This is a genomic window from Micromonospora sp. bgisy143, assembly GCF_057708145.1.
The window spans coordinates 14,477-37,420 of record NZ_JBYIRN010000019.1; the positions used below are offsets into that span (position 1 = coordinate 14,477).

The 22,944-nt window shown below is 72.7% G+C and carries 27 protein-coding genes; 18 read left to right on the plus strand and 9 right to left on the minus strand.

The genetic code is table 11. The annotated features are described in order from the left end of the window. The first annotated feature begins 29 nt into the window (after nt 1–29). The 11 genes from sufD (at nt 30) to AC3EN4_RS21380 (ending at nt 8,219) form a co-directional block, all read left to right on the plus strand. On the plus strand, nt 30–1,175 hold the full coding sequence (gene sufD, locus AC3EN4_RS21330; protein WP_435207496.1) for a Fe-S cluster assembly protein SufD: 1,146 nt from the start codon (nt 30–32) through the stop codon (nt 1,173–1,175). Continuing rightward, entirely contained in the window at nt 1,175–1,501 is a 327-nt protein-coding gene (locus tag AC3EN4_RS21335; RefSeq protein ID WP_421472180.1) for a non-heme iron oxygenase ferredoxin subunit, read from the plus strand. Before sufD ends, AC3EN4_RS21335 begins: the two co-directional genes overlap by 1 nt. After that, nucleotides 1,501–2,274 (plus strand): Fe-S cluster assembly ATPase SufC, encoded by a 774-nt coding sequence (gene sufC / locus AC3EN4_RS21340; protein ID WP_422735902.1) that lies wholly within the window; start codon nt 1,501–1,503, stop codon nt 2,272–2,274. Before AC3EN4_RS21335 ends, sufC begins: the two co-directional genes overlap by 1 nt. A gap of 20 nt (nt 2,275–2,294) precedes the next feature. After that, on the plus strand, nt 2,295–3,599 hold the full coding sequence (locus tag AC3EN4_RS21345) for a cysteine desulfurase (protein ID WP_435207497.1): 1,305 nt from the start codon (nt 2,295–2,297) through the stop codon (nt 3,597–3,599). Between the two features lie 2 nt (nt 3,600–3,601). Then, on the plus strand, nt 3,602–4,075 hold the full coding sequence (gene sufU / locus AC3EN4_RS21350; RefSeq protein WP_435207572.1) for a Fe-S cluster assembly sulfur transfer protein SufU: 474 nt from the start codon (nt 3,602–3,604) through the stop codon (nt 4,073–4,075). A gap of 76 nt (nt 4,076–4,151) precedes the next feature. Next, a complete protein-coding gene (locus AC3EN4_RS21355) occupies nt 4,152–4,679 on the plus strand; it encodes a metal-sulfur cluster assembly factor (RefSeq protein WP_435207498.1) in 528 nt (175 codons plus the stop codon). 175 nt (nt 4,680–4,854) lie between these two features. After that, on the plus strand, nt 4,855–5,463 hold the full coding sequence (locus tag AC3EN4_RS21360; RefSeq protein WP_435207499.1) for a TIGR03086 family metal-binding protein: 609 nt from the start codon (nt 4,855–4,857) through the stop codon (nt 5,461–5,463). Between the two features lie 612 nt (nt 5,464–6,075). Beyond that, nucleotides 6,076–6,708, plus strand: a complete 633-nt coding sequence (locus AC3EN4_RS21365) for a LysE family transporter (RefSeq protein ID WP_435207500.1) — start codon at nt 6,076–6,078, stop codon at nt 6,706–6,708. Between the two features lie 70 nt (nt 6,709–6,778). Further along, on the plus strand, nt 6,779–7,432 hold the full coding sequence (locus tag AC3EN4_RS21370) for an acVLRF1 family peptidyl-tRNA hydrolase (protein ID WP_435207501.1): 654 nt from the start codon (nt 6,779–6,781) through the stop codon (nt 7,430–7,432). Nucleotides 7,433–7,551: 119 nt separating this feature from the next. Then, nucleotides 7,552–7,851, plus strand: a complete 300-nt coding sequence (locus tag AC3EN4_RS21375; protein ID WP_435207502.1) for a muconolactone Delta-isomerase family protein — start codon at nt 7,552–7,554, stop codon at nt 7,849–7,851. Then, the gene (locus AC3EN4_RS21380) at nt 7,836–8,219 is read left to right on the plus strand and encodes a YybH family protein (RefSeq protein ID WP_435207503.1); all 384 of its coding nucleotides are present in this window, start codon (nt 7,836–7,838) and stop codon (nt 8,217–8,219) included. Before AC3EN4_RS21375 ends, AC3EN4_RS21380 begins: the two co-directional genes overlap by 16 nt. 62 nt (nt 8,220–8,281) lie before the next feature. Here AC3EN4_RS21380 and ypfJ read toward each other — a convergent pair whose 3' ends face one another. Continuing rightward, the gene (gene ypfJ / locus AC3EN4_RS21385; RefSeq protein WP_435207504.1) at nt 8,282–9,205 is read right to left on the minus strand and encodes a KPN_02809 family neutral zinc metallopeptidase; all 924 of its coding nucleotides are present in this window, start codon (nt 9,203–9,205) and stop codon (nt 8,282–8,284) included. Nucleotides 9,206–9,466: 261 nt separating this feature from the next. Here ypfJ and AC3EN4_RS21390 point away from each other — a divergent pair, with 261 nt between their 5' ends. Beyond that, nucleotides 9,467–11,071, plus strand: a complete 1,605-nt coding sequence (locus AC3EN4_RS21390; RefSeq protein WP_422735894.1) for an ABC-F family ATP-binding cassette domain-containing protein — start codon at nt 9,467–9,469, stop codon at nt 11,069–11,071. Nucleotides 11,072–11,133: 62 nt separating this feature from the next. Here AC3EN4_RS21390 and AC3EN4_RS21395 read toward each other — a convergent pair whose 3' ends face one another. After that, nucleotides 11,134–11,733, minus strand: a complete 600-nt coding sequence (locus tag AC3EN4_RS21395) for a cadmium resistance transporter (RefSeq protein WP_435207505.1) — start codon at nt 11,731–11,733, stop codon at nt 11,134–11,136. Nucleotides 11,734–11,934: 201 nt separating this feature from the next. Here AC3EN4_RS21395 and AC3EN4_RS21400 point away from each other — a divergent pair, with 201 nt between their 5' ends. From AC3EN4_RS21400 to AC3EN4_RS21410, 3 genes are all read left to right on the plus strand, one after another. Next, nucleotides 11,935–12,162 carry a helix-turn-helix domain-containing protein gene (locus AC3EN4_RS21400; RefSeq protein ID WP_007462679.1) on the plus strand — a complete coding sequence of 76 codons (228 nt, stop codon included), beginning with the start codon at nt 11,935–11,937 and terminating at the stop codon, nt 12,160–12,162. Nucleotides 12,163–12,208: 46 nt separating this feature from the next. Further along, the gene (locus AC3EN4_RS21405; protein ID WP_435207506.1) at nt 12,209–12,976 is read left to right on the plus strand and encodes an enoyl-CoA hydratase/isomerase family protein; all 768 of its coding nucleotides are present in this window, start codon (nt 12,209–12,211) and stop codon (nt 12,974–12,976) included. Between the two features lie 113 nt (nt 12,977–13,089). Beyond that, nucleotides 13,090–15,066, plus strand: coding sequence for an ABC transporter ATP-binding protein (locus AC3EN4_RS21410; protein ID WP_435207573.1), 1,977 nt, complete (start codon nt 13,090–13,092; stop codon nt 15,064–15,066). 102 nt (nt 15,067–15,168) lie between these two features. On the opposite strand, the gene AC3EN4_RS21415 is transcribed toward AC3EN4_RS21410, so the two are convergent. The 7 genes from AC3EN4_RS21415 to AC3EN4_RS21445 all read right to left on the minus strand — a co-directional run bounded on the left by AC3EN4_RS21415 (nt 15,169) and on the right by AC3EN4_RS21445 (nt 20,084). After that, nucleotides 15,169–15,438: a hypothetical protein gene (locus AC3EN4_RS21415; RefSeq protein WP_422735891.1), complete on the minus strand. Its 270-nt coding sequence runs from the start codon at nt 15,436–15,438 to the stop codon at nt 15,169–15,171. A 176-nt stretch (nt 15,439–15,614) separates the two neighbouring features. Continuing rightward, nucleotides 15,615–16,208: a G/U mismatch-specific DNA glycosylase gene (gene mug / locus AC3EN4_RS21420; RefSeq protein ID WP_435207574.1), complete on the minus strand. Its 594-nt coding sequence runs from the start codon at nt 16,206–16,208 to the stop codon at nt 15,615–15,617. Between the two features lie 167 nt (nt 16,209–16,375). Further along, nucleotides 16,376–17,137: an SDR family oxidoreductase gene (locus tag AC3EN4_RS21425; protein WP_435207507.1), complete on the minus strand. Its 762-nt coding sequence runs from the start codon at nt 17,135–17,137 to the stop codon at nt 16,376–16,378. Continuing rightward, entirely contained in the window at nt 17,122–17,673 is a 552-nt protein-coding gene (locus tag AC3EN4_RS21430) for an SCO6045 C-terminal-like domain-containing protein (RefSeq protein ID WP_435207508.1), read from the minus strand. The genes AC3EN4_RS21425 and AC3EN4_RS21430 overlap by 16 nt, the downstream gene beginning before the upstream one ends. Beyond that, complete coding sequence (locus tag AC3EN4_RS21435; protein ID WP_435207509.1) at nt 17,670–18,488, minus strand: MbnB/TglH/ChrH family RiPP precursor modification enzyme; 819 nt, start codon at nt 18,486–18,488, stop codon at nt 17,670–17,672. The genes AC3EN4_RS21430 and AC3EN4_RS21435 overlap by 4 nt, the downstream gene beginning before the upstream one ends. Continuing rightward, nucleotides 18,485–19,405, minus strand: a complete 921-nt coding sequence (locus tag AC3EN4_RS21440) for a TIGR04222 domain-containing membrane protein (RefSeq protein WP_435207510.1) — start codon at nt 19,403–19,405, stop codon at nt 18,485–18,487. Before AC3EN4_RS21440 ends, AC3EN4_RS21435 begins: the two co-directional genes overlap by 4 nt. A gap of 106 nt (nt 19,406–19,511) precedes the next feature. After that, entirely contained in the window at nt 19,512–20,084 is a 573-nt protein-coding gene (locus AC3EN4_RS21445) for a TetR/AcrR family transcriptional regulator (RefSeq protein WP_234591495.1), read from the minus strand. Nucleotides 20,085–20,161: 77 nt separating this feature from the next. On the opposite strand from AC3EN4_RS21445, the gene AC3EN4_RS21450 reads away from it, so the two are divergent. The 3 genes from AC3EN4_RS21450 (at nt 20,162) to AC3EN4_RS21460 (ending at nt 22,915) form a co-directional block, all read left to right on the plus strand. Further along, nucleotides 20,162–21,022 carry a carbon-nitrogen hydrolase family protein gene (locus tag AC3EN4_RS21450; RefSeq protein ID WP_435207511.1) on the plus strand — a complete coding sequence of 287 codons (861 nt, stop codon included), beginning with the start codon at nt 20,162–20,164 and terminating at the stop codon, nt 21,020–21,022. Nucleotides 21,023–21,086: 64 nt separating this feature from the next. Next, on the plus strand, nt 21,087–21,731 hold the full coding sequence (locus tag AC3EN4_RS21455; protein WP_422735885.1) for an HAD family hydrolase: 645 nt from the start codon (nt 21,087–21,089) through the stop codon (nt 21,729–21,731). A gap of 248 nt (nt 21,732–21,979) precedes the next feature. Next, nucleotides 21,980–22,915, plus strand: a complete 936-nt coding sequence (locus AC3EN4_RS21460; protein WP_435207512.1) for an RIO1 family regulatory kinase/ATPase domain-containing protein — start codon at nt 21,980–21,982, stop codon at nt 22,913–22,915. The last annotated feature ends 29 nt before the right edge of the window (nt 22,916–22,944 follow it).

Genomic DNA, 22,944 nt, shown 5'->3' on the forward strand with positions numbered 1-22,944 from the left:
GTCGCAGCAGAGAACAGACCAAGGAAGAGATGACTACCCAGGCTTCCGCGCCGCCGCCCAGCACCAAGTCGCAGGCGCTGCGCTCGTACGACGTCGCCGACTTCCCGGCCCTCACCGGCCTGGAGGAGGAGTGGCGTTTCACCCCGCTCAAGCGCCTCCGCGGCCTGGTCGCCGAGGCGCCGGCCACGACCGGCACGGTCCGGCACGAGTACGGCGACCTGCCCGAGGGCGTCTCCGTCACGCGGATCGGCCGGGACGACGAGCGGGTCGGCAGCGTGCTCACCCCGGTCGACCGGGTCAGCGCGCTGGCGTACGGCGCCGCCACCGACGCCCTGCTGGTGCGGGTGACCCCCGACGCGGTGCTGGGCGAGCCGGTGAGCCTGCGGGTGGTCGGCGCGGGCGCCGAGCAGCCGGCGTTCGGGCACACGTTCGTCGAGGTCGGTCGTTTCGCCGAGGTGACCCTGGTGCTGGAGCACGTCGGGTCGGCCACCCTGGCCGACAACGTCGAGGTGGCCGTGGCCGACGGCGCGAAGCTGACCCTGGTCACGGTCGCCGACTGGGCCGACGACGCGGTCCAGGCCCAGCACCTGAAGGTCAAGCTGGGCCGGGACGCCAAGGTCGTCCACATTCAGGTGTCCCTGGGCGGTGACCTGGTCCGGCAGTTCACCTCGGTGGAATACACCGGCCGGGGCGGCGAGGCCGAGCTGTACGGCGTCTACTTCGCCGACGGTGGCCAGCACCTGGAGCACCGGCAGCTCGTCGACCACAACGTGCCGGACTGCCGCAGCTACGTCGGCTACCGGGGCGCGTTGCAGGGCGCGGACGCGCACACCGTCTGGGTCGGCGACGTGCTGATCCAGGCCGAGGCGACCGGCACCGACACGTACGAGATCAACCGGAACCTGCTGCTCACCGACGGCGCGCGCGCGGACTCCGTACCCAATCTGGAGATCGAGACCGGCGAGATCGCCGGCGCGGGCCATGCCAGCGCGACCGGCCGCTTCGACGACGAGCAGTTGTTCTACCTGATGGCCCGGGGTATCCCGGAGGGTGAGGCCCGGCGCCTGGTGGTCCGCGGCTTCTTCGCCGAGGTGATCAACAAGATCCCGGTCGAGGAGCTGCGCGAGCGCCTGGGCGACGCGATCGAGGCCCGGCTCGCCAAGGCCGGCGCCTGATGATCCGGATCTGCTCCACCGAGGACGTGCCGAAGGGCACCGCCATCCGCGCGGAGGTCGACGGCACGCCGATCGCCCTGGTGCACGCCGAGGACGGTCAGTTCTACGCCGCCTACGACGAGTGCTCGCACGCCGCGGTCGCCCTCTCCGAGGGTGAGGTCGACGGCTGCACGCTGGAGTGCTGGTTGCACGGCTCGCGCTTCGACCTGCGCACCGGCGCGCCCAGCGGCCTGCCGGCCACCGAACCCGTACCCGTCTATCCCGTCGAAGTCCGCGACGGCGACATCTACCTGAGCCTGACGCCGAGTAATGGAGTGACCCGATAATGAGCACCCTGGAGATCCGCGACCTGAAGGTGTCGGTCAAGCTGCCCGAGGGTGAGCTCAAGCCGATCCTGGCCGGCGTCGACCTGACCGTGAAGTCGGGGGAGACCCACGCCATCATGGGCCCGAACGGCTCCGGCAAGTCCACCCTGGCGTACTCGATCGCCGGTCACCCCAAGTACGAGATCACCGGCGGCACGGTGACCCTCGACGGCGAGGACGTTCTCGCCATGACGGTCGACGAGCGCGCCCGCGCCGGCCTCTTCCTGGCCATGCAGTACCCGGTCGAGGTGCCCGGCGTCTCGGTGGCGAACTTCCTGCGGACCGCCAAGACCGCCGTCGACGGCGAGGCGCCGAAGCTGCGCACCTGGGGCGGCGAGCTGCGCGGCGCCATGGAGCGCCTCCAGATGGACCCGGCGTTCGCCCAGCGCAACGTCAACGAGGGCTTCTCCGGCGGTGAGAAGAAGCGGCACGAGATCGTCCAGTTGGAGCTGCTCAAGCCGAAGATCGCCATCCTCGACGAGACCGACTCGGGTCTCGACGTCGACGCGCTGCGCGTGGTCAGCGAGGGCGTCAACCGGGTCCGCGACACCGGTGACACCGGCGTGCTGCTGATCACCCACTACACGCGGATCCTGCGCTACATCAAGCCGGACTTCGTGCACGTCTTCGTGGCCGGCCGGATCGTCGAGCAGGGCGGCCCGGAGCTGGCCGACAAGCTTGAGGCCGAGGGCTACGAGCGGTACGCCGCCGGGGCCGGCACGGCCAAGGCCTGAGCGGGGAAGGCGCTGCCGAGATGACCAGCATCGCGATCCCCGAGGGGATGCCGCAGTACGACGACGTGCCGCGTTTCGACGTGGCCCGGGTGCGCGCCGATTTCCCGATCCTCGATCGGGAGATCAACGGGCACCCGCTGGTCTACCTCGACAGCGCCAACACCTCGCACAAGCCCCGGCAGGTGCTCGACGTGCTCGACGAGCACTACGCCCGGCACAACGCCAACGTGTCGCGCTCGGTGCACACGCTGGGCACCGAGGCCACCGAGGCGTACGAGGGAGCGCGGGCCAAGGTCGCCGCGTTCATCAACGCGCCGAGCGTCGACGAGGTGGTGTTCACCAAGAACTCCACCGAGGCGATCAACGTCGTGGCGTACGCCTTCTCCAACGCCTCGCTGCGTCCGGACGGCGACCCCCGGTTCCGGCTCGGTCCCGGCGATGAGGTGGTGATCTCCGAGATGGAGCACCACTCGAACATCGTCCCGTGGCAGCTGCTCTGCGAGCGTACCGGCGCGACCCTGCGCTGGTTCCCGGTGACCGACCAGGGCCGGCTGGACGAGTCGGGCCTGGAAGACCTGGTCACCGAACGGACGAAGATCGTCTCGCTGGTGCACGTGTCGAACATCCTCGGCACCGTCAACGCGACCTCCCGGATCACCGCGCGGGTCCGCGAGGTGGGCGCGCTGCTGCTGCTGGACTGCTCGCAGTCCGTGCCGCACCTGCCCATCGACGTGGTCGACCTGGACGCCGACTACATCGTGTTCACCGGGCACAAGATGCTCGGCCCGACCGGCATCGGCGTGCTCTGGGGGCGCGGTGAGCTGCTGGCGGCCATGCCGCCGGTGATGGGCGGCGGCTCGATGATCGAGACGGTGACCATGGCCCGGTCGACGTTCGCCGCGCCGCCGGCCCGTTTCGAGGCGGGCACCCCGCCGATCGCCGAGGCGGTCGCGCTCGGCGCGGCGGTCGACTACCTCACCGGCATCGGCATGGCGGCCGTCCAGTGGCACGAGAAGGAGCTGACGGCGTACGCACTGGACGCCCTCGGCTCGGTGCCCGGCCTGCGGATCTTCGGCCCGACCGTACCGATCGGCCGGGGTGGCACCATCTCGTTCGCCCTGGGCGACGTGCACCCCCACGACGTGGGCCAGGTGCTCGACTCGCTGGGTGTGCAGGTGCGGGTGGGGCACCACTGCGCGAAGCCGGTGTGCAGCCGGTTCGGCGTACCGGCGATGACCCGGGCGTCGTTCTACCTCTACACCACCACGGGGGAGATCGACGCCCTGGTGGGCGGTCTGGAGCAGGTACGGAAGGTGTTCGACTGATGGTGCAGCTCGACCAGCTCTACCAGGAGATCATCCTGGACCACTACAAGCACCCGCACGGGCGTGGCCTGCGCGACGCCGAGGACCCGGCCGACCAGGTCGCCGAGGCGCACCACGTCAACCCGACCTGCGGCGACGAGGTCACCATCCGGGTGGCCACCGACGGCGACGTGCTGCACGACATCTCGTACGACGGCATGGGCTGCTCGATCAGCCAGGCGTCGGCGAGCGTGCTGCACGAGTTGCTGCGCGGTCGGGGCGCCGGGGAAGCATTCGAGGTGCACGAGGCGTTCGTCGAGTTGATGTCCGGACGTGGCCAGGTCACGCCGGACGAGGACGTACTCGGTGACGGGGTGGCTTTCGCGGGTGTGGCCCGCTATCCCGCCCGGGTCAAGTGCGCGCTGCTGCCGTGGATGGCGTTCAAGGACGCCGCGGCACGCGCCGGTGTGGGCGTGAGCCCGGAGGTGAAGGCATGAGCGAGCGTCAGCGAGCGAATCAGTGGTTCGGCGCGGTGGTGCCTCATGGCGTCACGGAGCGAAGCGGAGAGACGGCATGAGCAGCGAGAACACGGCTACTGCGGCGACGCCGGAGGCCGACGAGACCGTCGCGGCGCAGACCGGCGCGGTGAGTGGCGACGCCACCGCCCCGGCGGGCGACGCGGCCGTCCCGACGGGTGGCGCGGCCCCGGCGGGTGGCGCTGCCTCGGCGGGCGACGCTGCCTCGGCGGGCGACGCTGCCTCGGCGGGTGGCGTCAGCAAGGCCATGATCGCCGACATCGAGGAGGCGATGAAGGACGTCGTCGACCCGGAGTTGGGCATCAACGTGGTCGACCTGGGCCTGGTGTACGGGGTGCACGTCGACGACGAGAACGTCGCGACCCTGGACATGACGCTCACCTCGGCGGCGTGCCCGCTGACCGACGTGATCGAGGACCAGGCCCGGCAGGCGTTGACCACCGGCCCCGGTGGCGGCCTGGTCAACGACATCCGGATCAACTGGGTGTGGCTCCCGCCGTGGGGTCCGGACAAGATCACCGACGAGGGTCGGGACCAGCTCCGTTCCCTCGGCTTCAACGTCTGACCTCGTCTTCACCGCTCGTCGAGCGCGGCACCCCGTCGGGTGCCGCGCTCGACTTCGTTCAAGGTGAATCTTTTAGTGGAACGGATCATTCCGGTCTGGTAAGCTGAACTCAGAACGGAGCGGAACGTTCCGTTTCACGAGATGACTCGACGGGTCGGTGGAGAGGGTCGGGACAATGAACGAGACGGCAGTGGGGCAGTGGAGGATCGTGCTCGACGAGGCGTACCGGGTGCTGCGGACGACCGCCGAGGGGATCCCGACCGATGCCTGGGACCTCTCCACCCCCTGCGAGCGGTGGGCGGTCACCCAGGTGCTCCAGCACGCGACCGGCGACCAGCTCGCCTACGTCGCGGCGATCACCGGCGGGTCGGGGCCGGAGGAGGACCCGTTCGCGCCCTCCGGGCGGATCGAGGGGGACAAACTGACCGGCGTGTACGCCGCCCTCGACGCGTCCGCCCGCGCCTGGGCGGGAGTCGCCGACGACGAACCGCAGGTGCCGACGCCGCTGCCGCACGGTGCGCTGCCGGCCCACCTGGCTGCCGTCGCCGCCGCCCTCGACGCGGCGGTGCACGCCTGGGACATCGCGGTGGCCACCGGCCAGCCGTCCCCGTTGAGCGACGACCTGGCCCGACCCCTGCTCGACGTCGCCCGGCAGATCGTCGAGCCGCTGCGGAACTACGGCGCGTACGCGGCGGCGCTCGACCCGGGCGCGGAGGCCGATGACGTCACCGCGCTGCTCTCCTACCTCGGCCGGGACCCCCGCTGGACCGGGGCGCGGCACTGATCGACCCTGATCCAGCCAAGATCGTGCTCGATCATGGATGTAGTGGCCTCGGCACATACCCGAGGCCACTACATCGTGGTTCGAGCACGATCTTCAAACCGGCACCCGGCCCGCTCGCCCGGTCCGCCCGCCGGCCAGGCCCACCGGGCGGCCGGCCCGGCAAGATCTGCACAACTTCACCGATGTTGCTGCTTCCGGCGCGTCTGAGGCAGCAATATCGGTGATGTTGTGAGGATCTGGGCGCGGGGCGCGGGGCGCGGGGCGCGGGGCGCGGGGCGCGGGGCGCGGGGCGCGGGGCGCGGGGCGCGGGGCCTTCCCACGCCGATCTTGCACTTTCTGCGCGGACTTATTTCGGGAAGATGGACATGTCGGCGTCAGTAAGTGCAAGATCGGCGCGAGGGCGCGAGGGCGCGAGGGCGCGAGGGCGCGAGGGCGCGAGGGCGCGAGGGCGCGACCGGCGCGGCGGGAAACTTCGTTGCGGGGGGTGGGTGTCGGCGCGGAGGATGCCGATGTGATTGAGGCGTACGCGATGCGGGTTCTGGTCCCTGCGACGACTGCCGGTCGTCGACAGCGGCCGGTGCCGGGGCGGGCCTCGATCCGACGCCGACGGCCATGAGCGGGGCGTTCCTCGCCGGCCTGGTGGCCGGCTACGGCGTCGCCATCCCGGTGGGCGCGATCGCGATCCTCATCCTGGGGCTCAGTGCCCGTACCTCGTTCGGGGTCGGCGCGGCGGCGGCGCTCGCGGTGGCGACGGCCGACGGGCTCTACGCGGCGGTGGCCGCGTTGGGCGGCGCCAGCCTGGCGGAGGTCATCGCGCCGGTCGCCGGTCCGCTGCGGGTGATCGCAGCCGTGGTCCTGTTGGCGCTCGCTGTGCACGGCTTCTGGCGGATCTGGGCCGCCCACCGGGCGCGGGAGACGCCGACGGCGCGGGGCGGGCGGGGCATGAGCACTCCGGGTCGGGCCTACGCGGCGCTGCTCGGGTTGACCCTGTTGAACCCGACGACGGTGCTCTACTTCGTCGCGCTGGTGCTCGGTCGTCCGGACACGGCCGACGCGGGACTGTTGCCGGCGGCCTCCTTCGTGGCCGGCGTGTTCTTGGCGTCGGCGAGCTGGCAACTGCTCATCGCCGGTGGCGGCACGGTGGTCGGCCGGGCGCTGACCGGTCCGCGGGGACGGCTGATCACGGGTGTGCTGTCCAGCGTCCTCATCGCCGCGTTGGCGGTGGCCGCGCTGCTGCCCGGCTGACGACCTGCCCGCTGCGTGCGGGCGAGGCCGGGTTGGTCGTCGACCCGAGCTGGCCGTGTACGGTCGGGCGGTGACCAGTCGACCCGCCGCCGGGGGAGGCCGGTGGGTCGAGGTCGACCCGGCCCGCGTCGGCCGCTGGGTCGAGGGCTTCGCCGACCGGCACGGCCCGCCCACCACCACCGTGCAGGGGTACGGGCTGCTGCTCACCGCCCCCGACGGAGCCACCGCCGAACTGCACACTCCGCCCGGGTCGCCCGCCAGCGCCGATGTGGCCGCCTTCGTGGCCGCCGCCGGCACTTCGTACCGGATCGGTCTGCTGTTGGCCCGCAAGGGCGCGGTGGCGATCGGCGTGGCGCAGGGCACGGAGCTGGTGGTCTCCAAGGTGGACACCCGGTACGTGCAGGGGCGCACCGCGGCCGGGGGTTGGTCGCAGCATCGGTTCGCCCGGCGGCGCGACAACCAGGCGAAGGCGGCGCTGGGTGACGCGGCGGACCTGGCCGTACGGCTGCTGCTGCCGGAGGCGGCGAAGCTGGCGGCCCTCGTCTGCGGCGGTGACCGGCGGGCCGTGGACACGGTACTCGCGGACCGGCGGCTGGCCCCGCTCGTGCCGCTGCGGGCCGAGCGGTTGCTCGACGTGCCGGAGCCTCGGCACGCGGTGCTGGTCGCGGCGGTGAGCGCGGCCCGGGCGGTACGGATCCGGCTGCGCGACCCGGCCCCGGACTGACCGCGACGGCCACCGCCCGGCCGCCGGCTGGTCGGCCGGTCGAGTCCGGAGCGGAGACGGCCGCCACCCGATCGGGGGTTCACGGCGTGGTGCGGCGCGGGTGGTCGGAGGATGGGCGGGTGGAGTTCCTGGTGGACATGGTGACGACGGTGCCCGACGGCACGTCGGAGGACGGGGTTGCCGAGATGCGCGCGCGGGAGGCGGCGCGCTCGGCCGAGTTGACGGCGCAGGGCAGTCTGCTGCGGCTGTGGCGGCCGCCGCTGGCGCCGGGGGAGTGGCGTACCTGGGGGCTCTTCGCGGCCGCCGACGCGGACGAGTTGGAGGCGGTCCTTGCGTCGATGCCGCTGCGCGCCTGGCGGCGCGAGACCGTCACGCCGTTGACGCCGCACCCCAACGATCCGGGATGGCCGGGGAGGTGACCGTGGCCAGCAGCGAGGAGGAGATCCTGCGGACCGTCCTGGAGCGGTGGCGGTCGGCGGTCGACGCCCACGAACCGGACCGCGTCGCGTCGGTCTTCACCGATGACGCGATTTTTCAGGGCCTGCACCCGTACGCCGTCGGCCGGGAGGGGGTCGCCGAGTACTACGCCGGGCAGCCGCTCGGCCTGACGGCCGCCTACGAGATCCGGGAAGCTCGACGGCTCGCCGCCGACGTCGTCCTCGGCTATCTGGAGGTCGAGTTCGGCTTCGTCGACCGGCCGGCGTTGACCGTGTACCTCGGCGTGGTGGTCCGCCGGGTCGGCGACGCCTGGTTGATCGGGCACTACCAGGTGTCGAAGCTCGACTGAGCGCCGAAACGACGATCGTGGCAGGCCCGCCGAGGGCCTGCCACGATCGAGGTGTACGGGTGTCAGAGCTGGTCGGTGCCGAAGGTGTCGCAGGTCTTCGGGTCGCCCTTGTCGTAGCCCTGGCTGAACCAGCGCTTGCGCTGCTCGGACGTGCCGTGGGTGAACTGGTCCGGGTTGACCCGCCCGCCCGAGCGCTCCTGGATGCTGTCGTCACCGATCGCCTCGGCGGTGTCGACGGCCTGGCTGATGTCGGTCTCGGTGATCGACTTGAACAGCGGCTCCTTGCCGCTCTTGTCCCTGCTCTCGGTGGCGTGCCTGGCCCAGGCGCCCGCGTAGCAGTCGGCCTGCAACTCCAGTCGCACGGAGGCGGACTTGGGGCCGCTCTGGTCGCCCTGGCCGGCCTTCGCGTTGGTGCCGAGCAGGTCCTGGACGTGGTGGCCGTACTCGTGGGCGAGCACGTACGGCTGGGCGAACTCGCCCTTGGCGCCGAACCGGGTGGCCAGCTCGTCGTAGAAGCTCAGGTCGATGTAGACCTTCTGGTCGGCGGGGCAGTAGAACGGGCCGACGCCCGAGTCGGCCTGCCCGCAGCCGGTGTTCACGGCCTGCTGGAAGAAGTTCGTGGTGGTCGGCTCGTAGTTGCCGTTGCCCAGCTCCGGGTACGCCTTCTCCCAGTAGTCCTGGATGCTGTTGACGTAGAGCAGGTTGCGGCAGCGCGCGTCCTGGAGGCGGTCCGGGTTCGCGGTGGAGCACACCTGGTCGAGGTCGTCACCGCCGGCCTGGCCGCCCTCGTCGCCGTTGGTCATCGCGTTCAGACCGAAGCCGCCGCCGAGCAGGGCGATGATGACGGCGACCACGATGCCGATGATGCCGCCCCGGCCGCCGCCTCCCGGGATGGGGATGCCCATGCCGCCACCCCCGCCGCCGCTGCCGCGGCCCAGGTCGTTGGCCTGGGAGGTGTCGAGCTCGGCCCGCTCGTTGAGTTCCATGCTGACCCCGATCGCCTGAAGTCGGTGAATGTCGTGTGTGTGTCGTTTCGTCGCCTGAGTGCCGGACGGGTCCGGACAGGCGTTCCGGTACCCGATGATCTTGATCGGTAATCCGAGCGGGTCGCACACGGGCGCCCGGTACACTTGTCGCCGTGCCGCGCTGCGAAGGCTGAACCGCCCCGCGCCGACGGGCCCACCGCCCGCCGGCGCTTTCGCGTGCCCTGAGTCAGCCTTCCAGACCCCGAGAGCGAGTCCCACGACATGATCACTGCAACCGGCCTGGAACTGCGCGCCGGCTCCCGGATCCTGCTGTCCGACACCACCCTGCGCGTGCAGCCCGGTGACCGGATCGGCCTGGTCGGCCGCAACGGCGCCGGCAAGACCACCACCCTCAAGGTGCTCGCCGGTGAGGGGCAGCCGTACGGCGGCCAGATCGACCAGCGCAGCGCCATCGGCTACCTCCCGCAGGACCCGCGCACCGGCGACCTGGAGGTCACCGGCCGCGACCGGGTGCTCTCCGCCCGCGGCCTGGACGTGCTGATGGCCCAGATGAAGGAGCTCGAGGAACGCCTCGCCGAGGACGCCGACGAGAAGCTGGTCCGCCGCTACGGCGCGCTGGAGGACCAGTTCGCCGCCCTCGGTGGGTACGCCGCCGAGGCCGAGGCCGCCCGGATCTGCGCCAACCTCGGGCTGCCGGACCGCGCGCTCGCCCAGACCATCGGCACCCTCTCCGGCGGTCAGCGCCGCCGCATCGAGCTGGCCCGGATCCTCTTCCGCGACGCCGGTGAGAACGGCGGCGGCATCCTGCTGCTCGACGAGCCGACGAACCACCTGGACGCCGACTCGATCACCTGGCTGCGCGGGTTCCTCGCCAACCACAAGGGCGGGCTCATCGTGATCTCCCACGACGGCGCGCTACTGGAGTCGGTGGTCAACAAGGTCTGGTTCCTCGACGCCACCCGTTCCGTGATCGATGTCTACAACCTGGGCTGGAAGGCGTACCTGGAGGCCCGCGAGACCGACGAGCGTCGCCGCCGCCGCGAGCGGGCCAACGCCGAGAAGAAGGCCGGCGCGCTGATGGCGCAGGCCGACAAGATGCGGGCCAAGGCCACCAAGACCGTCGCCGCGCAGAACATGGCCCGCCGGGCCGAGAAGCTGATCTCGGGCCTGGAGGAGGTACGCGTCGCCGACCGGGTGGCGAAGGTGCGCTTCCCCAGCCCCGCCCCGTGCGGCAAGACGCCGCTGACCGCGACCGGCCTGTCCAAGTCGTACGGCTCGTTGGAGATCTTCACCGACGTCAACGTGGCGGTGGACCGGGGCTCCCGGGTGGCCATCCTCGGGCTCAACGGCGCCGGGAAGACGACCCTGCTGCGGATGCTCGGCGGCCTGCTCAGCCCGGACACCGGCGAGGTGCACGCGGGTCACGGCCTGCGGTTGGGCTACTACGCGCAGGAGCACGAGACGCTGGACGTGGAGCGGACGGTGCTGGAGAACATGCGGGCCGCCGCCATCGAGCAGTCCGACACCGACCTGCGCAAGATCCTCGGCGCGTTCCTGTTCTCCGGCGACGACGTGAACAAGCCGGCCGGGGTGCTCTCCGGCGGCGAGAAGACCCGGCTGGCCCTGTCCACGCTGGTCTGCTCGGGCGCCAACGTGCTGCTGCTCGACGAGCCGACAAACAACCTCGACCCGGTCAGCCGCGAGCAGGTGCTCGACGCGATCGCCAACTATCCAGGCGCGATCGTGCTGGTCACGCACGACCCGGGTGCGGTGCTCGCGCTCAAGCCGGACCGCGCGATCCTGCTGCCCGACGGTGACGAGGACGCCTGGAGCGACGACCTGCTCGAACTGGTCGAGCTGGCCTGACGCCCCGGGACCGTCGAGCTGGCCTGAGCCTCGGGCCGTCGAGGCGGCCTGGCTGTCGGGCGTCAGCCCAGCAGGTCGACCAGGTGGCCCAGCACGCCGGAGCTGACCAGGATCACCACGCCGATCGCGACGAAGATCGCCGGTACCAGCCAGTGCCCGGCCCGCTCCACCAGCGCGACCACCCGCCGGTGGCCGCCCAACCAGGCCGCGGCGGCGCACCACAGGCCGATCAGCACCACGAAGATCAGCAGGAACACCGCGCTGTCGGCGGGGCCGAGCGCCCGGAACACGGGTACGTAGACGGCCACGTTGTCGGCGCCGTTGGCGATGGTCACCCCGGCCACCCCGAGCGTGCCGGTGACGACGGTGGCGGGCTCGTCGTCGTCGGCGCTCCACAGCGCGCGGACGCCCAGCGCGATCGGCAGCAGGCCGAGCAGCCCGGTCCACGGGTCCGGCACGACCAGCAGCCCGGCGGCGACCACCGCGCTGGCCACCGCGAGCGCGCCGATGCCGAGGTACTGACCGGCGACGATCTGCCAGGTGCGGGGCCGGCCGGTGGTCCGGGCCGCGACGAAGAACAGCGTGAGGATGACGATGTCGTCGATGTCGGTGGCGGCGAAGACCACGGCCGCGCCGGCCGCGGTGCCGAACAGGTCGATCACGCCCGGGAGCGTACGGGTGGAGGCGGCACCGCGCCGAAGTGCCCTCGTGCGGGACCGTTGGGAAGGATCACTCTATCGGGAACCTGACATTGCATAGCGTGTCGGTTGGCGAAGAGTTGATATCTGGCGCATGATCGTTCGAGGCGGTCTAATAGGTGGGACCGTATCCGAACCGCACAGTCTGGGACGTGAGGACACAGCATGGCAGCCACTGGCACAGCCACCAGCACTGAGAAGGGTCGCCGGATCGTCGGAGCCGAGCGTCAGACGCTCGCCAAGGACCTGGTAAAGCGGTACACCTCGGGGGAGAGCATCCGCGCGCTGGCGGCCTCGACCGGCCGTTCCTACGGGTTCATCCACCGAGTGCTCACCGAGTCCGGGGTTCAGCTGCGTCAGCGCGGCGGTGCCCGGCGCCGCAAGAAGGCGTGATCCGCCCCTTCGCGTCGTTGACCAACGCCGCGCCCCGGGGAGTCCGGTGACCACCGAGGCGACCGGGGTTCGGCTGACCTGCGACGGGCCGGTTGCCACGGTGACGTTGTGCCGGCCCGACGTGCTCAATGCCCAGACGCCCGCGATGTGGCGCGCGATGAGCGAATTCTCGCGCGACCTACCCGGTGACGTACGGGTGGTGGTGGTACGGGGTGAGGGGCGTGCGTTCTCCGCCGGCCTCGACCTCGCGGTGGCCGGCGCGTCCGGTCCGGGGTCGTTCGCCGAGCTGGCCACGCTTCCCGAGGACGAGTGCGCGGACCGGATCGCCGAGTTCCAGGGCGGCTTCACCTGGCTGCACCGGCCGGACGTCATCTCGGTGGCGGCGGTGCAGGGGCACGCGATCGGTGCCGGCTTCCAGCTCGCCCTCGCCTGTGACCTGCGCGTCCTCGCCACGGATGCGAAGTTCTCGATGGCCGAGGTGACACTCGGGCTGGTGCCCGACCTGGCCGGTACGAAGCGTCTCGTCGAGCTCGTCGGCTACTCCCGGGCACTGGAGATCTGCGCGACGGGCCGCCGGCTGGACGCCGCCGAGGCGGACCGGATCGGGCTGGCCACTCTCGTCGTACCCCCGGCGGAGCTGGACGACGCGGTCCGTGACCTGACGGCGGGCCTGCTACCCGGCGCGCGCGACGCGGTGGTGGAGATCAAGGCGCTGCTCGCCGGTGCGGCCGGGCGGTCGCACGCCGACCAGCAGCGAGCCGAGCGTGAGGCGCAGACCCGCCGCCTCCGCGACCTCGCCGGCCGGGGCGAATAGTAAGGACCACGCGGGAAGATCCGGGTTACGACCGAGGTTGTCACACCTGTCGGGAGAATTGACCTGACGGTACGGTCCGCCCGACGACCCGGAGGTGAGTGGTGTCCAACCCGATGTCCGGCGGTGGCATGGCCGGGTGGAGCATGCTCCGGTCGATGCGCAACCGCGACGAGGTCTCGGCCCACCGGCTCAAGCGTGGGGTGGCCCGCCGCATCGTCGCCTTCGCCCAGCCCTACCGGCGCGACATCGTCGTCTTCCTGGCCACCGTCGTGCTGGCCGCCATCATCGGTGTCGCCACGCCGGTGCTCGCCGGCGACGTGATCAACGCGATCAACCGGGGCGGCACCGAGGCCGGTCAGCTCGTCATCCGGCTGGCCCTGTTCATCGCCGGGCTGGCCGTCGCCGACGCGCTGCTGTCCCTGGCCCAGCGGTGGTATTCCGCCCGCATCGGCGAGGGCATCATCCTCGACCTGCGCACCCGGGTCTACGACCACGTGCAGCGGATGCCGTTGCAGTTCTTCACCCGCACCCAGACCGGTGCTCTGGTCAGCCGGCTCAACAACGACGTGCTCGGCGCCCAGCGGGCGTTCACCTCCACCCTGTCCGGCGTGGTCAGCAACGTCATCCAGCTGGTGCTGACCGCCGCGGTGATGTTCACGCTGTCCTGGCAGATCACCGCGCTCTCGCTGGTGCTGCTGCCGATCTTCATCATTCCGGCGCGTCGGGTCGGTCGGCGGCTGGCCGACATCACGCGCGAGGCGTACAACCTCGACGCCAAGATGAACGCGACGATGACCGAGCGGTTCGGGGTGGCCGGCGCGCTGCTGGTGAAACTCTTCGGGCAGCCCGAGATCGAGGCCCGCCGGTTCGCCGGCCGCGCCGAGCGGGTCCGCGACATCGGCATCCAGTCGGCCATGTACTCGCGGACGTTCTTCGTGGCGATGCTGCTGGTTGCCTCGCTGGCGCAGGCACTCACCTACGGTCTCGGCGGCTGGCTCGCCGTCACCGGCGGCGTCAGCGCCGGCACGGTGGTGACCCTCGCGCTGCTGCTCACCCGTCTGTACGGGCCGCTCACCGCACTCTCCAACGTCCGGGTGGACGTGATGAGCGCACTTGTCTCCTTCGACCGCGTCTTCGAGGTGCTGGACCTCCAGCCCGGCATCGTGGAGAAGCCCGACGCGGTGCCGGTGCCCCGGGGCGCCGGCCGGGTCGACTTCCGCGACGTGCGCTTCCGCTACCCGAGCGCCGCCGAGATCTCGCTCGCCTCGCTGGAGGAGGTCGCCACCCTCGACCGGACGGTCAACGAGCCGGTGCTCAGGGGCGTCTCGTTCAGTGTCGAGCCGGGGCAGATGGTCGCCCTGGTCGGGCCGTCGGGCGCGGGCAAGTCGACGCTGTCGATGCTCGTCTCCCGGATCTACGACGTCACCGACGGCCAGGTCCTGGTCGGCGGAGTGGACGTCCGCGACGCGACGCTCGCCTCGCTGCGCGACGAGATCGGCGTGGTCACCCAGGACTCGCACCTGTTCCACGAGACGATCGCCGAGAACCTGCGCTACGCCAAGCCCGACGCCACCGACGACGAGATCTGGGCCGCGCTCGCCGGTGCCCAGGTCGCCGACCTCGTCCGGTCACTGCCCGACGGGCTGGACACGACGGTGGGGGAGCGCGGCTACCGCTTCTCCGGCGGTGAGAAGCAGCGCATCGCCATCGCCCGGCTGCTGCTCAAGGCCCCGTCGATCGTCATCCTCGACGAGGCGACCGCCCACCTGGACTCGGAGAGCGAGGCCGCGGTGCAGCGTGCGCTGTCGGTGGCGCTCGCCGGACGTACCGCCCTGGTGATCGCGCACCGGCTCTCCACGGTCCGGGACGCCGACCAGATCCTGGTGCTCGACGGCGGCCGGATCGTCGAGCGGGGCCGGCACGACGAGTTGGTGGCGGTCGGCGGCCTCTACGCCGAGCTGTACCGCACCCAGTTCGCCGTCGCCGACTCGCCGCGTCCCTTCGTGGACGCCACCGGCCCCGAGCCGGTGGTCATGCCGCTGGGCACGTACGTCGCCGACGAGGCGATGCCACCCGCCGCCGCCAACTGACGGACGCCGCTGATCGATCCCGGGTTACTGAAAGTCGGGGTGTCCCGGCCGCTACGACAGCCCGACTTCCATGATGTCGAGTCGATCAATAGGGGGACAGGGTTACGGCATGCCGCCGGGACCGCTCGTCACGCCGGCGTCGATGGCCAGGTTCTCGTTACCGCCGCCGCCCTTGCCGCGAATGCTGCCCCGGCGACGCCGCCGGCTCTCGCGGGTGCTCTGCCGGATCGCCTTACGCGCGGCATCCAGCCCCGCCTGCCTGGAGTCCGCTCGGGCGATTTTGCGCCGACGCCGCACGGCCACCACGACGACCGACGCGAGGACGAGTACCAGGGACAGTGCGAGCAGCAGCGCGAGGCGAATGCCGGCCATGCGCGCAGGGTATCGACAGCGGACAACGGCGACGTGGCGGCGTTTCCGGTCCACGGTGGATGTCGTTGATCGACTCGGTTTTCTGGAGGTCGGGGTGTCCCGGTCGCGTTGACAGCACGACTTCCGTGTACCCGAGTCGATCAACCGCGACGCGGTCAGGCCGTGCGGCGCGGCGGTCAGGCCGGGCGGCGGTCGGGTAGGGTCGTCGCCTCGCGCAGTTCGGCGAATGCGGCACCCAGCGTCACCGGCGTGAAGTGCGCGTTGAGGCCGCTCGGGTTGGGGAGCACCCACAGCCGCGCGCCGGCCAGCGACTCCGGCTGCGGCCCGAAGGCGGCCTTCGGCCGCTGAAAACCGATCCGGTACGCGGTCACCCCCACCACGGCCACCCACTGTGGCCGGTACCGGGTCACCTTGTCTGTCAGGATCGCCGCACCGTCGAGCAGTTCCTGAGGGCTCAGCTCGTCGGCGCGGGCGCTGGCCCGGGCGGCCATGTTGGTGATGCCGAGCCCGAGGGCCGGCAACGCGTCCTGCTCGCTCGGGTGCAGCAGTCGGGGAGTGAACCCGCCCAGGTGCAGCGCCGGCCAGAACCGGTTGCCGGGTCGGGCGAAGTGCCAGCCGGTCGCGGCCGACCAGAGGCCCGGGTTGATGCCCACGAAGAGCACCGCCAACCCCGGCGCGAGGACGTCGGGGATGGTCCGGTCCGCAGCCGCGGCCAGGTCCGCCCGAGTGGGCCGGGGATGCGTAACACCCGCGCCGGCTCGGCCGCCCAGCGTCGAGGGCGCGTCGCCGGCTCGGCCGCTCAGCGTCGAGGGCGTATCGCCGGCTCGGTCGCCCGGCGCCGAGGGCGCATCGCCGGCTCGCCCGTCCAGCGCCGACGGCGTATCGCCGGCACGGCTGTCGGTGCCCGGTGTCGGAGCGTCGGCGCGGCCGTTCGTTGTCACAGGCCGCGCAGTGCGCCACCGTCGACCGGCACGGTGAGGCCGGTCAGGTAGCTCGCGGCGGGGGAGAGCACGAACGCGGCCACCCGACCGAACTCGGCCGGGTCGCCGAGGCGGCGCAACGGGATGCTCGCCTCCGCCTCGGCGCGGGCGCGCTCCGGGTCGCCGGTCGCGGCGAACAGCTCCCGGTTGCGGTCGGTCATGATCCGACCGGGCAGCAGACCGACGACGCGTACGCCGCGCGGGCCGTAGTCGTCGGCGATGTCCTTGGCGACGCCGACCAGGCCGGGTCGCAAACCGTTGGAGATGCCGAGGCCGGGCACCGGGCCACGGGCCGAGGTGGACAGCACCAGCCCGATCGCGCCTCCCTCGGGCAGCGCGCCGGCGACGGTGCGCGCCGTGCGGACGGTACCCAGGAAGACGGTCTCGAAGGAGTGCCGCCACTGCTCGTCGGTGATCGAGGCGGCGTTGCCGGCGGGTGGCCCGCCGACCGAGACCAGCGCGCCGTCGAGCCGGCCGAAGTGCGTGCGGGCCGCCGCGACGAGCCGTTCCGGGGTCTGCGGGTCGGACAGGTCCGCGGCGACGCCGACCGCCTTGCCCGGGCCGCCCAGCTGCTCGGCGGCGGCGGCCACCGCGTCCGGGTCCCGTGCCGAGAGCACCACCCGGGCGCCGTCGGCGACCAGGCACTGCGCCGTCGCGTAACCCAGGCCGCGGGAAGCGCCGGTGAGCACGTACACCCGGTCGGTCAGTCCGAGATCCATAATGCCGATCGTGCCCCATTCGGCGCGTCCCCGCCAACGTTGGCGGCGGGACGCAGCAGGCGTACCCGACCGGCGACCTGCACCGCGACGGCGCCGCCGGCGCGGGCCACGGCGGGCAGCCGGCGCGGACGTGGCGGGGTTCGCCCGTCGTAGCGCAGGCTCGCCTCCCGGACCGCCAGCTCCTCCGCGCCCGCCGGTGGCAGGGCGTCGCGCTCCCGCAGCGCCCGGGCCAGCTCCCAGCCGTCGCGCAGCGAACCCGCCGTGGGGCGGTCGGCGGCCCAGTCGGCGAAGGTCGCGGGCCAGGCCGCGCCGAGGCCGGCGGCGAGCAGCGGCCAGTGCCGGGCCACCTCACCGGCGCGTTTGTGCAGCAGCGCCGCCCGCGCGGCGGCCAGCGGCCCGGCCGCGAATCCGGCGGGCGGCGGACCTCCGGCGACCAACGCCGCGACCAGCTCCGCCTGCCGTGCGGCGAGGCCGGGTTGCGGCGGCTGGTGCCCGCCCGGCCGGCGGTCCCGGTCGTCGGCGACAGCGTCGGTCATGTCACGGCCGGGAAGCCGGACGCGGCGGCCAGGGCGTCCAGTTCGGCGCGCAGCTCGGCGGCCGGCGGGTACCCGCCGTCGCGTTCGAGCAGCAGCGCCGGTGGTCGTTGCCGGGCGCAGAGCGCGCCGACCAGCTCCAGCACCTCTGGCGGCACCGGATGGGTGTGCGTGTCGTGGTAGAAGCCACCGCGCTCCGCCCCGCCGGCCACGTGCACGTAGCCGATCCGGTCCAGCGGCAGCCGGTCGAGCAGCGCGAGCGGGTCGGTGCCCCGGTTGCGGGCATTGGCGTGCACGTTGGCGACGTCCAGCAGCAGCAGGGCGCCGGTCCGGTCCAGGATCTCGGTGAGGAAGTCCGCCTCGTCCAGCTCGTCGTCGGGCCAGTCGAAGAGGGCGGCGATCGGTTCCAGCGCGATCGGCACCGGTAGCTGCTCCTGTGCGCGGGCCACGTTCGCGCAGACCACGTCGACCGCCTCCCGGCTGCGCGGCAACGGCAGCAGGTGTCCGGCCTCCAACCCGCCGGCCCGGACGAACGCGATGTGCTCGCTGACCAGCGGGGCGTCCCACCGCTGGGCGACCGCGGCCAGGTGCGCGACGCGCGCCGGGTCGACCGGCTCGGCGCCGCCGAGGGAGAGCCGCACCCCATGGGGTACGACGGTCACACCGCGCTCGCGCAGCTGCGCCAGCCCCGTCTCCCGGGGCCCGGTCGACGCCAACGACTCGGCCACCACCTCGACGAAGCGCAATCCGGGCAGCTCGGCCACGAAACCCGCGATCTCGGGCCGCCAGCCGATGCCGACGCCGTACGGGCCGGTCATCCGCCGCACCCACCGCCGCCGCACCCGCCACCGCCACCGCAGGAGCTGCCGCCTCCGCAGGAGCTGCCGGTGCTACCCGACGATCCGGTGCCGGCCCCCGACGACCAGCCGCTGCTGGCGATCGCCTGGCGCTGGATCTCGGCCTGCTCGGCGAAGCCCGGGTCGATGGCCCAGAGCGACGCCGTGCCGTACAGCGCCACACCCATCGCCGCGCCGGCCGCGCCATAGGTGGCGTACGCGGGGGACGAGTCGGGAGCGAGGTGGCGGTGCCGGTTCCGCAGGTCGCGCAGCGCGCTGCGCCCGGCCCGGGTGGCCTGCGGCACCCGCCAGAGCAGCAGCACCGCCACCAGCACGCCGACCAGGGTGAGCAGCAGGAAGCCCACCGGCCGCCCGTTGGCCAGGCCGGCGAAGAGCCGTACGACGCCGAACACCAGCAGGGCGGCGAGGACGACCCGCCACTGTCGTGCGGTGTTCTGCTGCGCCTGGCTCACCCGCAGTCCCCGTCCTTCGAGGCCGGCGCCGAGCTGGTCGAGCGCGGCGGCCACCCGCTCGTCCTGGGGCAGGTCCCGGGCCCGGAGGCCCTGGTGGGCGGCCCAGTGGATCGCCTGCTCCAGCGGGGTGAGCCCGGTCGGGGTCGGGCCGGTGGTGCGCAGGCGACGATCCGGGCCGACGTCGATCGCGCCGCTGCTGCGCAGGCCGCCCAGCGCGGCGTGCACCGCGAGGGCCGGCCCACCGTTGAGGTAGGCGACCTCCTGGGCGCCGAGCCGTTCGGCGACGAGGGGTTCCGCGCCGGTGGCGAGGCGTACCCGGTGCAGCACCGCGAGGGCGGTCAGGACGACGGCCACCACGAGGTAGAGCCGCAGGAAGGTCGGGCCGGGGATGCCCCAGGTGTCGCCCGAGGCGGCGTGGACGATCATCGGCTGCTCCTGTCGCCGGAGGGGTTCGGCGGCCCCATTGTGGAGCACCGTCGCCATCCGGTCCGGCCGGGGCACCCGCGCCGTCGGCGGCGACGGGAACGTCCCCTCAGCGGCGGCGGACCGCCTCCTCGACCAGGTCGAGCACCGGGCCCAGGTCGCCGGCCGGTCGGCCCATGGCCAGGTGCAGCACCAGGCCGTCGTAGGCCAGCTCGAGGAACTGGGCCAGCACGTCGATGGGCACGTCCTCGCGCAGCACCCCGGCGTCGCGTTGGCGGGCCAGCCGGTCCCGGGTCGCCTCGGCGATCGCGGCCGAGCGTTCCGCCCAGCGCTTGGCGAACGCCGGATCGGTGCGCAGCCGGCGGGAGACCTCCAGTTGACTGCCCAGCCAGCCGGTGGTGTCCGGCGAGACGGCGCGGGCCAGCAGGTCGCGCATCACCTGCACCAGACCGTTGCGGGCGACCGTCTCGACCATGGCGGCGGCGTCGTCCTCCGCGACGGCGAGGAACAGCGAGTCCTTGTCCCGGAAGTGGTGGAAGATGGCGCCCCGGGACAACCCGGTGGCCTCCTCGAGGCGGCGGACGGTGGCCCCCTCGTAGCCGAGGCGGGCGAAACACGCCCGGGCCGCGGCAAGGATCTCCTGCCGGCGCGCGTCGAGCTGGTCCTGACTTACTCTGGGCACACCTCGATCGTCGCAGGTCACCTCGGGCGGTGCAAACCGTACGTACGGCTTGGTAACGTGCCGTTTACGATCCACCGGTGACCCGCTCGTACCCCGCGCCGTCCGGCCCGTTGACCGTCGCCACCGTCCAGGCCACCCCGACGCCCGGTGACGTCGCCGGCAACGCGGCGGCCGCCGCCGACCTGGTCCGGCAGGCCGCCGGGCAGGGCGCCCGGGTGGTCGTCCTGCCCGAGCTGTACCTGTGCGCGTACCACCCGCCGACCCTCGCCGCCGACCCGGCCGGCACCCACGTGGCGGCCGATTCGGCCGGGGTGGTCGCCGACGGCCGGCTCGACCCGCTGCGCGCCGCCGCCCGGACCGCCGGGAGCACCGTGGTGGTCGGCGCGGCGGTCCGGCACCCGGACGACCGGCGGACCATCGCCGCCCTCGTGGTCGACCGCGCCGGCGTGGTCCGGGTCGGGTACGACAAGCAGCAGCTCTGGGGCGACGAACGCGAGCTGTTCAGCCCCGGCGGACGGGGCGCCACGCTGCTCGTCGACGACTGGCGGCTCGGGCTGGGCATCTGCTACGACGGCTGCTTCCCCGAGCACGGCCGGGCCGCCGCGCTCGACGGCGCGCACGCCTACCTGTGCCCCAGTGGCTACCTGACCGGCTCGGAGCACCGCCGGGACCTGTACTACGCGGCGCGGGCCCTGGACAACACGATGTTCGTGGTCTTCGCCAACGCCGTGGGCGGCAGCGACCCGTGGCGCTTCAACGGCGGCGCGGCGATCTACGACCCGCAGGGACGTACGCTCGCCCGGGGCGCCGACGAGGGCACGCAGACGCTCGTGGCGACCCTCGATCCGGCCGCGCTCACGGCCACCCGGGCGGCCCATTCGATGCTCGCCGATCTGCTGCCGGGCCAGGGCGGCCCGCGCATGTCGCTGACCGGTTAAGCCCATCGTGAAGTCGAAACACGCGGGTCTGTTGGCGGACACGTCGGTCCCGTAGGGTGCCCGAGTGCCACTGCTCCTGCTGGACCTGGACAACACCCTGCTCGACCGGGCCGGGGCGTTCCGCCGCTGGGGTGAGCGCTTCCTGGACGGCATCGGCGCGCCCCTCATCGACATCGACTGGCTGGTCTCGATCGACGCGGACGGGCTGACCGACCGCTGGGACCTGGCCGACGCGATCCGGGACCGCTACGAGCTGCGTATCCCCTCGATCGATCTGGTGGAGGAGTTGCACGACGGGGTGGTGGCGCAGACCCGGCTCGATCCGCTGACCGCCTGCGCGCTGCGCATCGCCGACGACGCGGGGTGGGTGCCCGTGGTGGTGTGCAACGGCACGGTACGCGTGGAGGACGCCAAGATCCGTCGTACCGGCCTGGACCGCTACGTCGCCGACTGGGTGATCTCCGAGGAGGCCGGGGTCAGCAAGCCCAACCCGCGGATCTTCGCGCTCGCCGCGCAGCGGGTCCGGATGCCGCTGCGCGGCGCGTGGGTGGTCGGCGACAGCCCGGAGGCGGACATCGGCGGCGCCGCCGCGGTCGGGCTGCCCAGCGTCTGGCTGCACCGGGGGCGGACCTGGTCGGACGTCCGGTTCGCGCCGAGCCGCACGGTGGACGGCCTGATCGCCGCCGTCGCGACGGTGCTCGCAAGCTGACGCTGCTCGCTGCTCGCGAGCTGACCGGTCCGGTGCTCGCGGCCTGACGGTGCTCGCGGGCTGACGCGGTTCGCTGCTCGCGTCACCGCCGTAATTCGGTTGACCCGTCGTTTGGGCCGCCACGAGGATGGGTGGCGCATGGTGCACCGGGCGAGCAGCCCGATCGAGGAGAGGAGGCCGGTCATGACCGTCTTCGCAGGTCGCTTCCAGCTGCCTACCTCCGCCTCGATCAAGGGAACCTCACCACAGTGCGCGATCATGACCTCCCGGCGCCGGAGCGCCGGACCCGCGGCAAGCGCCGCTTCGACGACGACGAACCGCAGTTTCTGAAGCGGGCGGCCCGGCCCACCGAGCTGCCCGCCGATCCCGACACCGAGCCTGATCCCGACACCGGCGAGCGCTGGTCGTCCTGGGACGACGCGGTGCACGGGCCGGAGCCGCACCCGGCCTGGCTGGTCACCGAGTTGGCCGCCAAGGACACCGAGCTGGGGATGCTGAAGACCGGCAAGGAGGCGGACGTCCACCTGGTCCGCCGGGCGGTACCGGACACGGACCGGTCCTGCCTGCTGGCGGTCAAGCGGTACCGGGACGCCGAGCACCGGCTGTTCCACCGCGACGCCGGCTATCTGGAGGGCCGCCGGGTGCGGCGGTCCCGCGAGATGCGGGCGATGGCGGGCCGGACGGCCTTCGGCCGCCAGATGATCGCCGGGCAGTGGGCGGCGGCCGAGTTCGCCGCGCTGGCACGACTCTGGGAGATCGGCGCCGGGCACGACCGGATCGCCGTGCCGTACCCCGTGCAGTTGCGGGGCACCGAGCTGATGCTGGAGTTCGTCGGCGACGCCGAGGCCGGACTCGCCGCGCCCCGGCTGGCCCAGCTCCGGCCCGGCCCGGCCGAGCTGCGCGACCTGTGGGGCCAGCTGGTCGAGGCGCTGCGCGTGCTGGCCCGGGCCGGCTACGCCCACGGCGACCTGTCGCCGTACAACCTGCTCGTGCACTCCGGGCGGCTGGTCGTGATCGACCTGCCGCAGGTGGTCGACGTGGTGGCGAACCCGCAGGGGCCCGAGTTCCTGGCCCGCGACGTGCGGGTGGTCAGCGCCTGGTTCGCCGCGCGAGGGCTGGGCGCCGAGCAGGTCGACCCCGGCACGCTGATCGGGGAGCTGCTGCGCGAGGCGGGCATCCGCTGACCGGAACGGGTCGGGTGGCCGCGACGGCC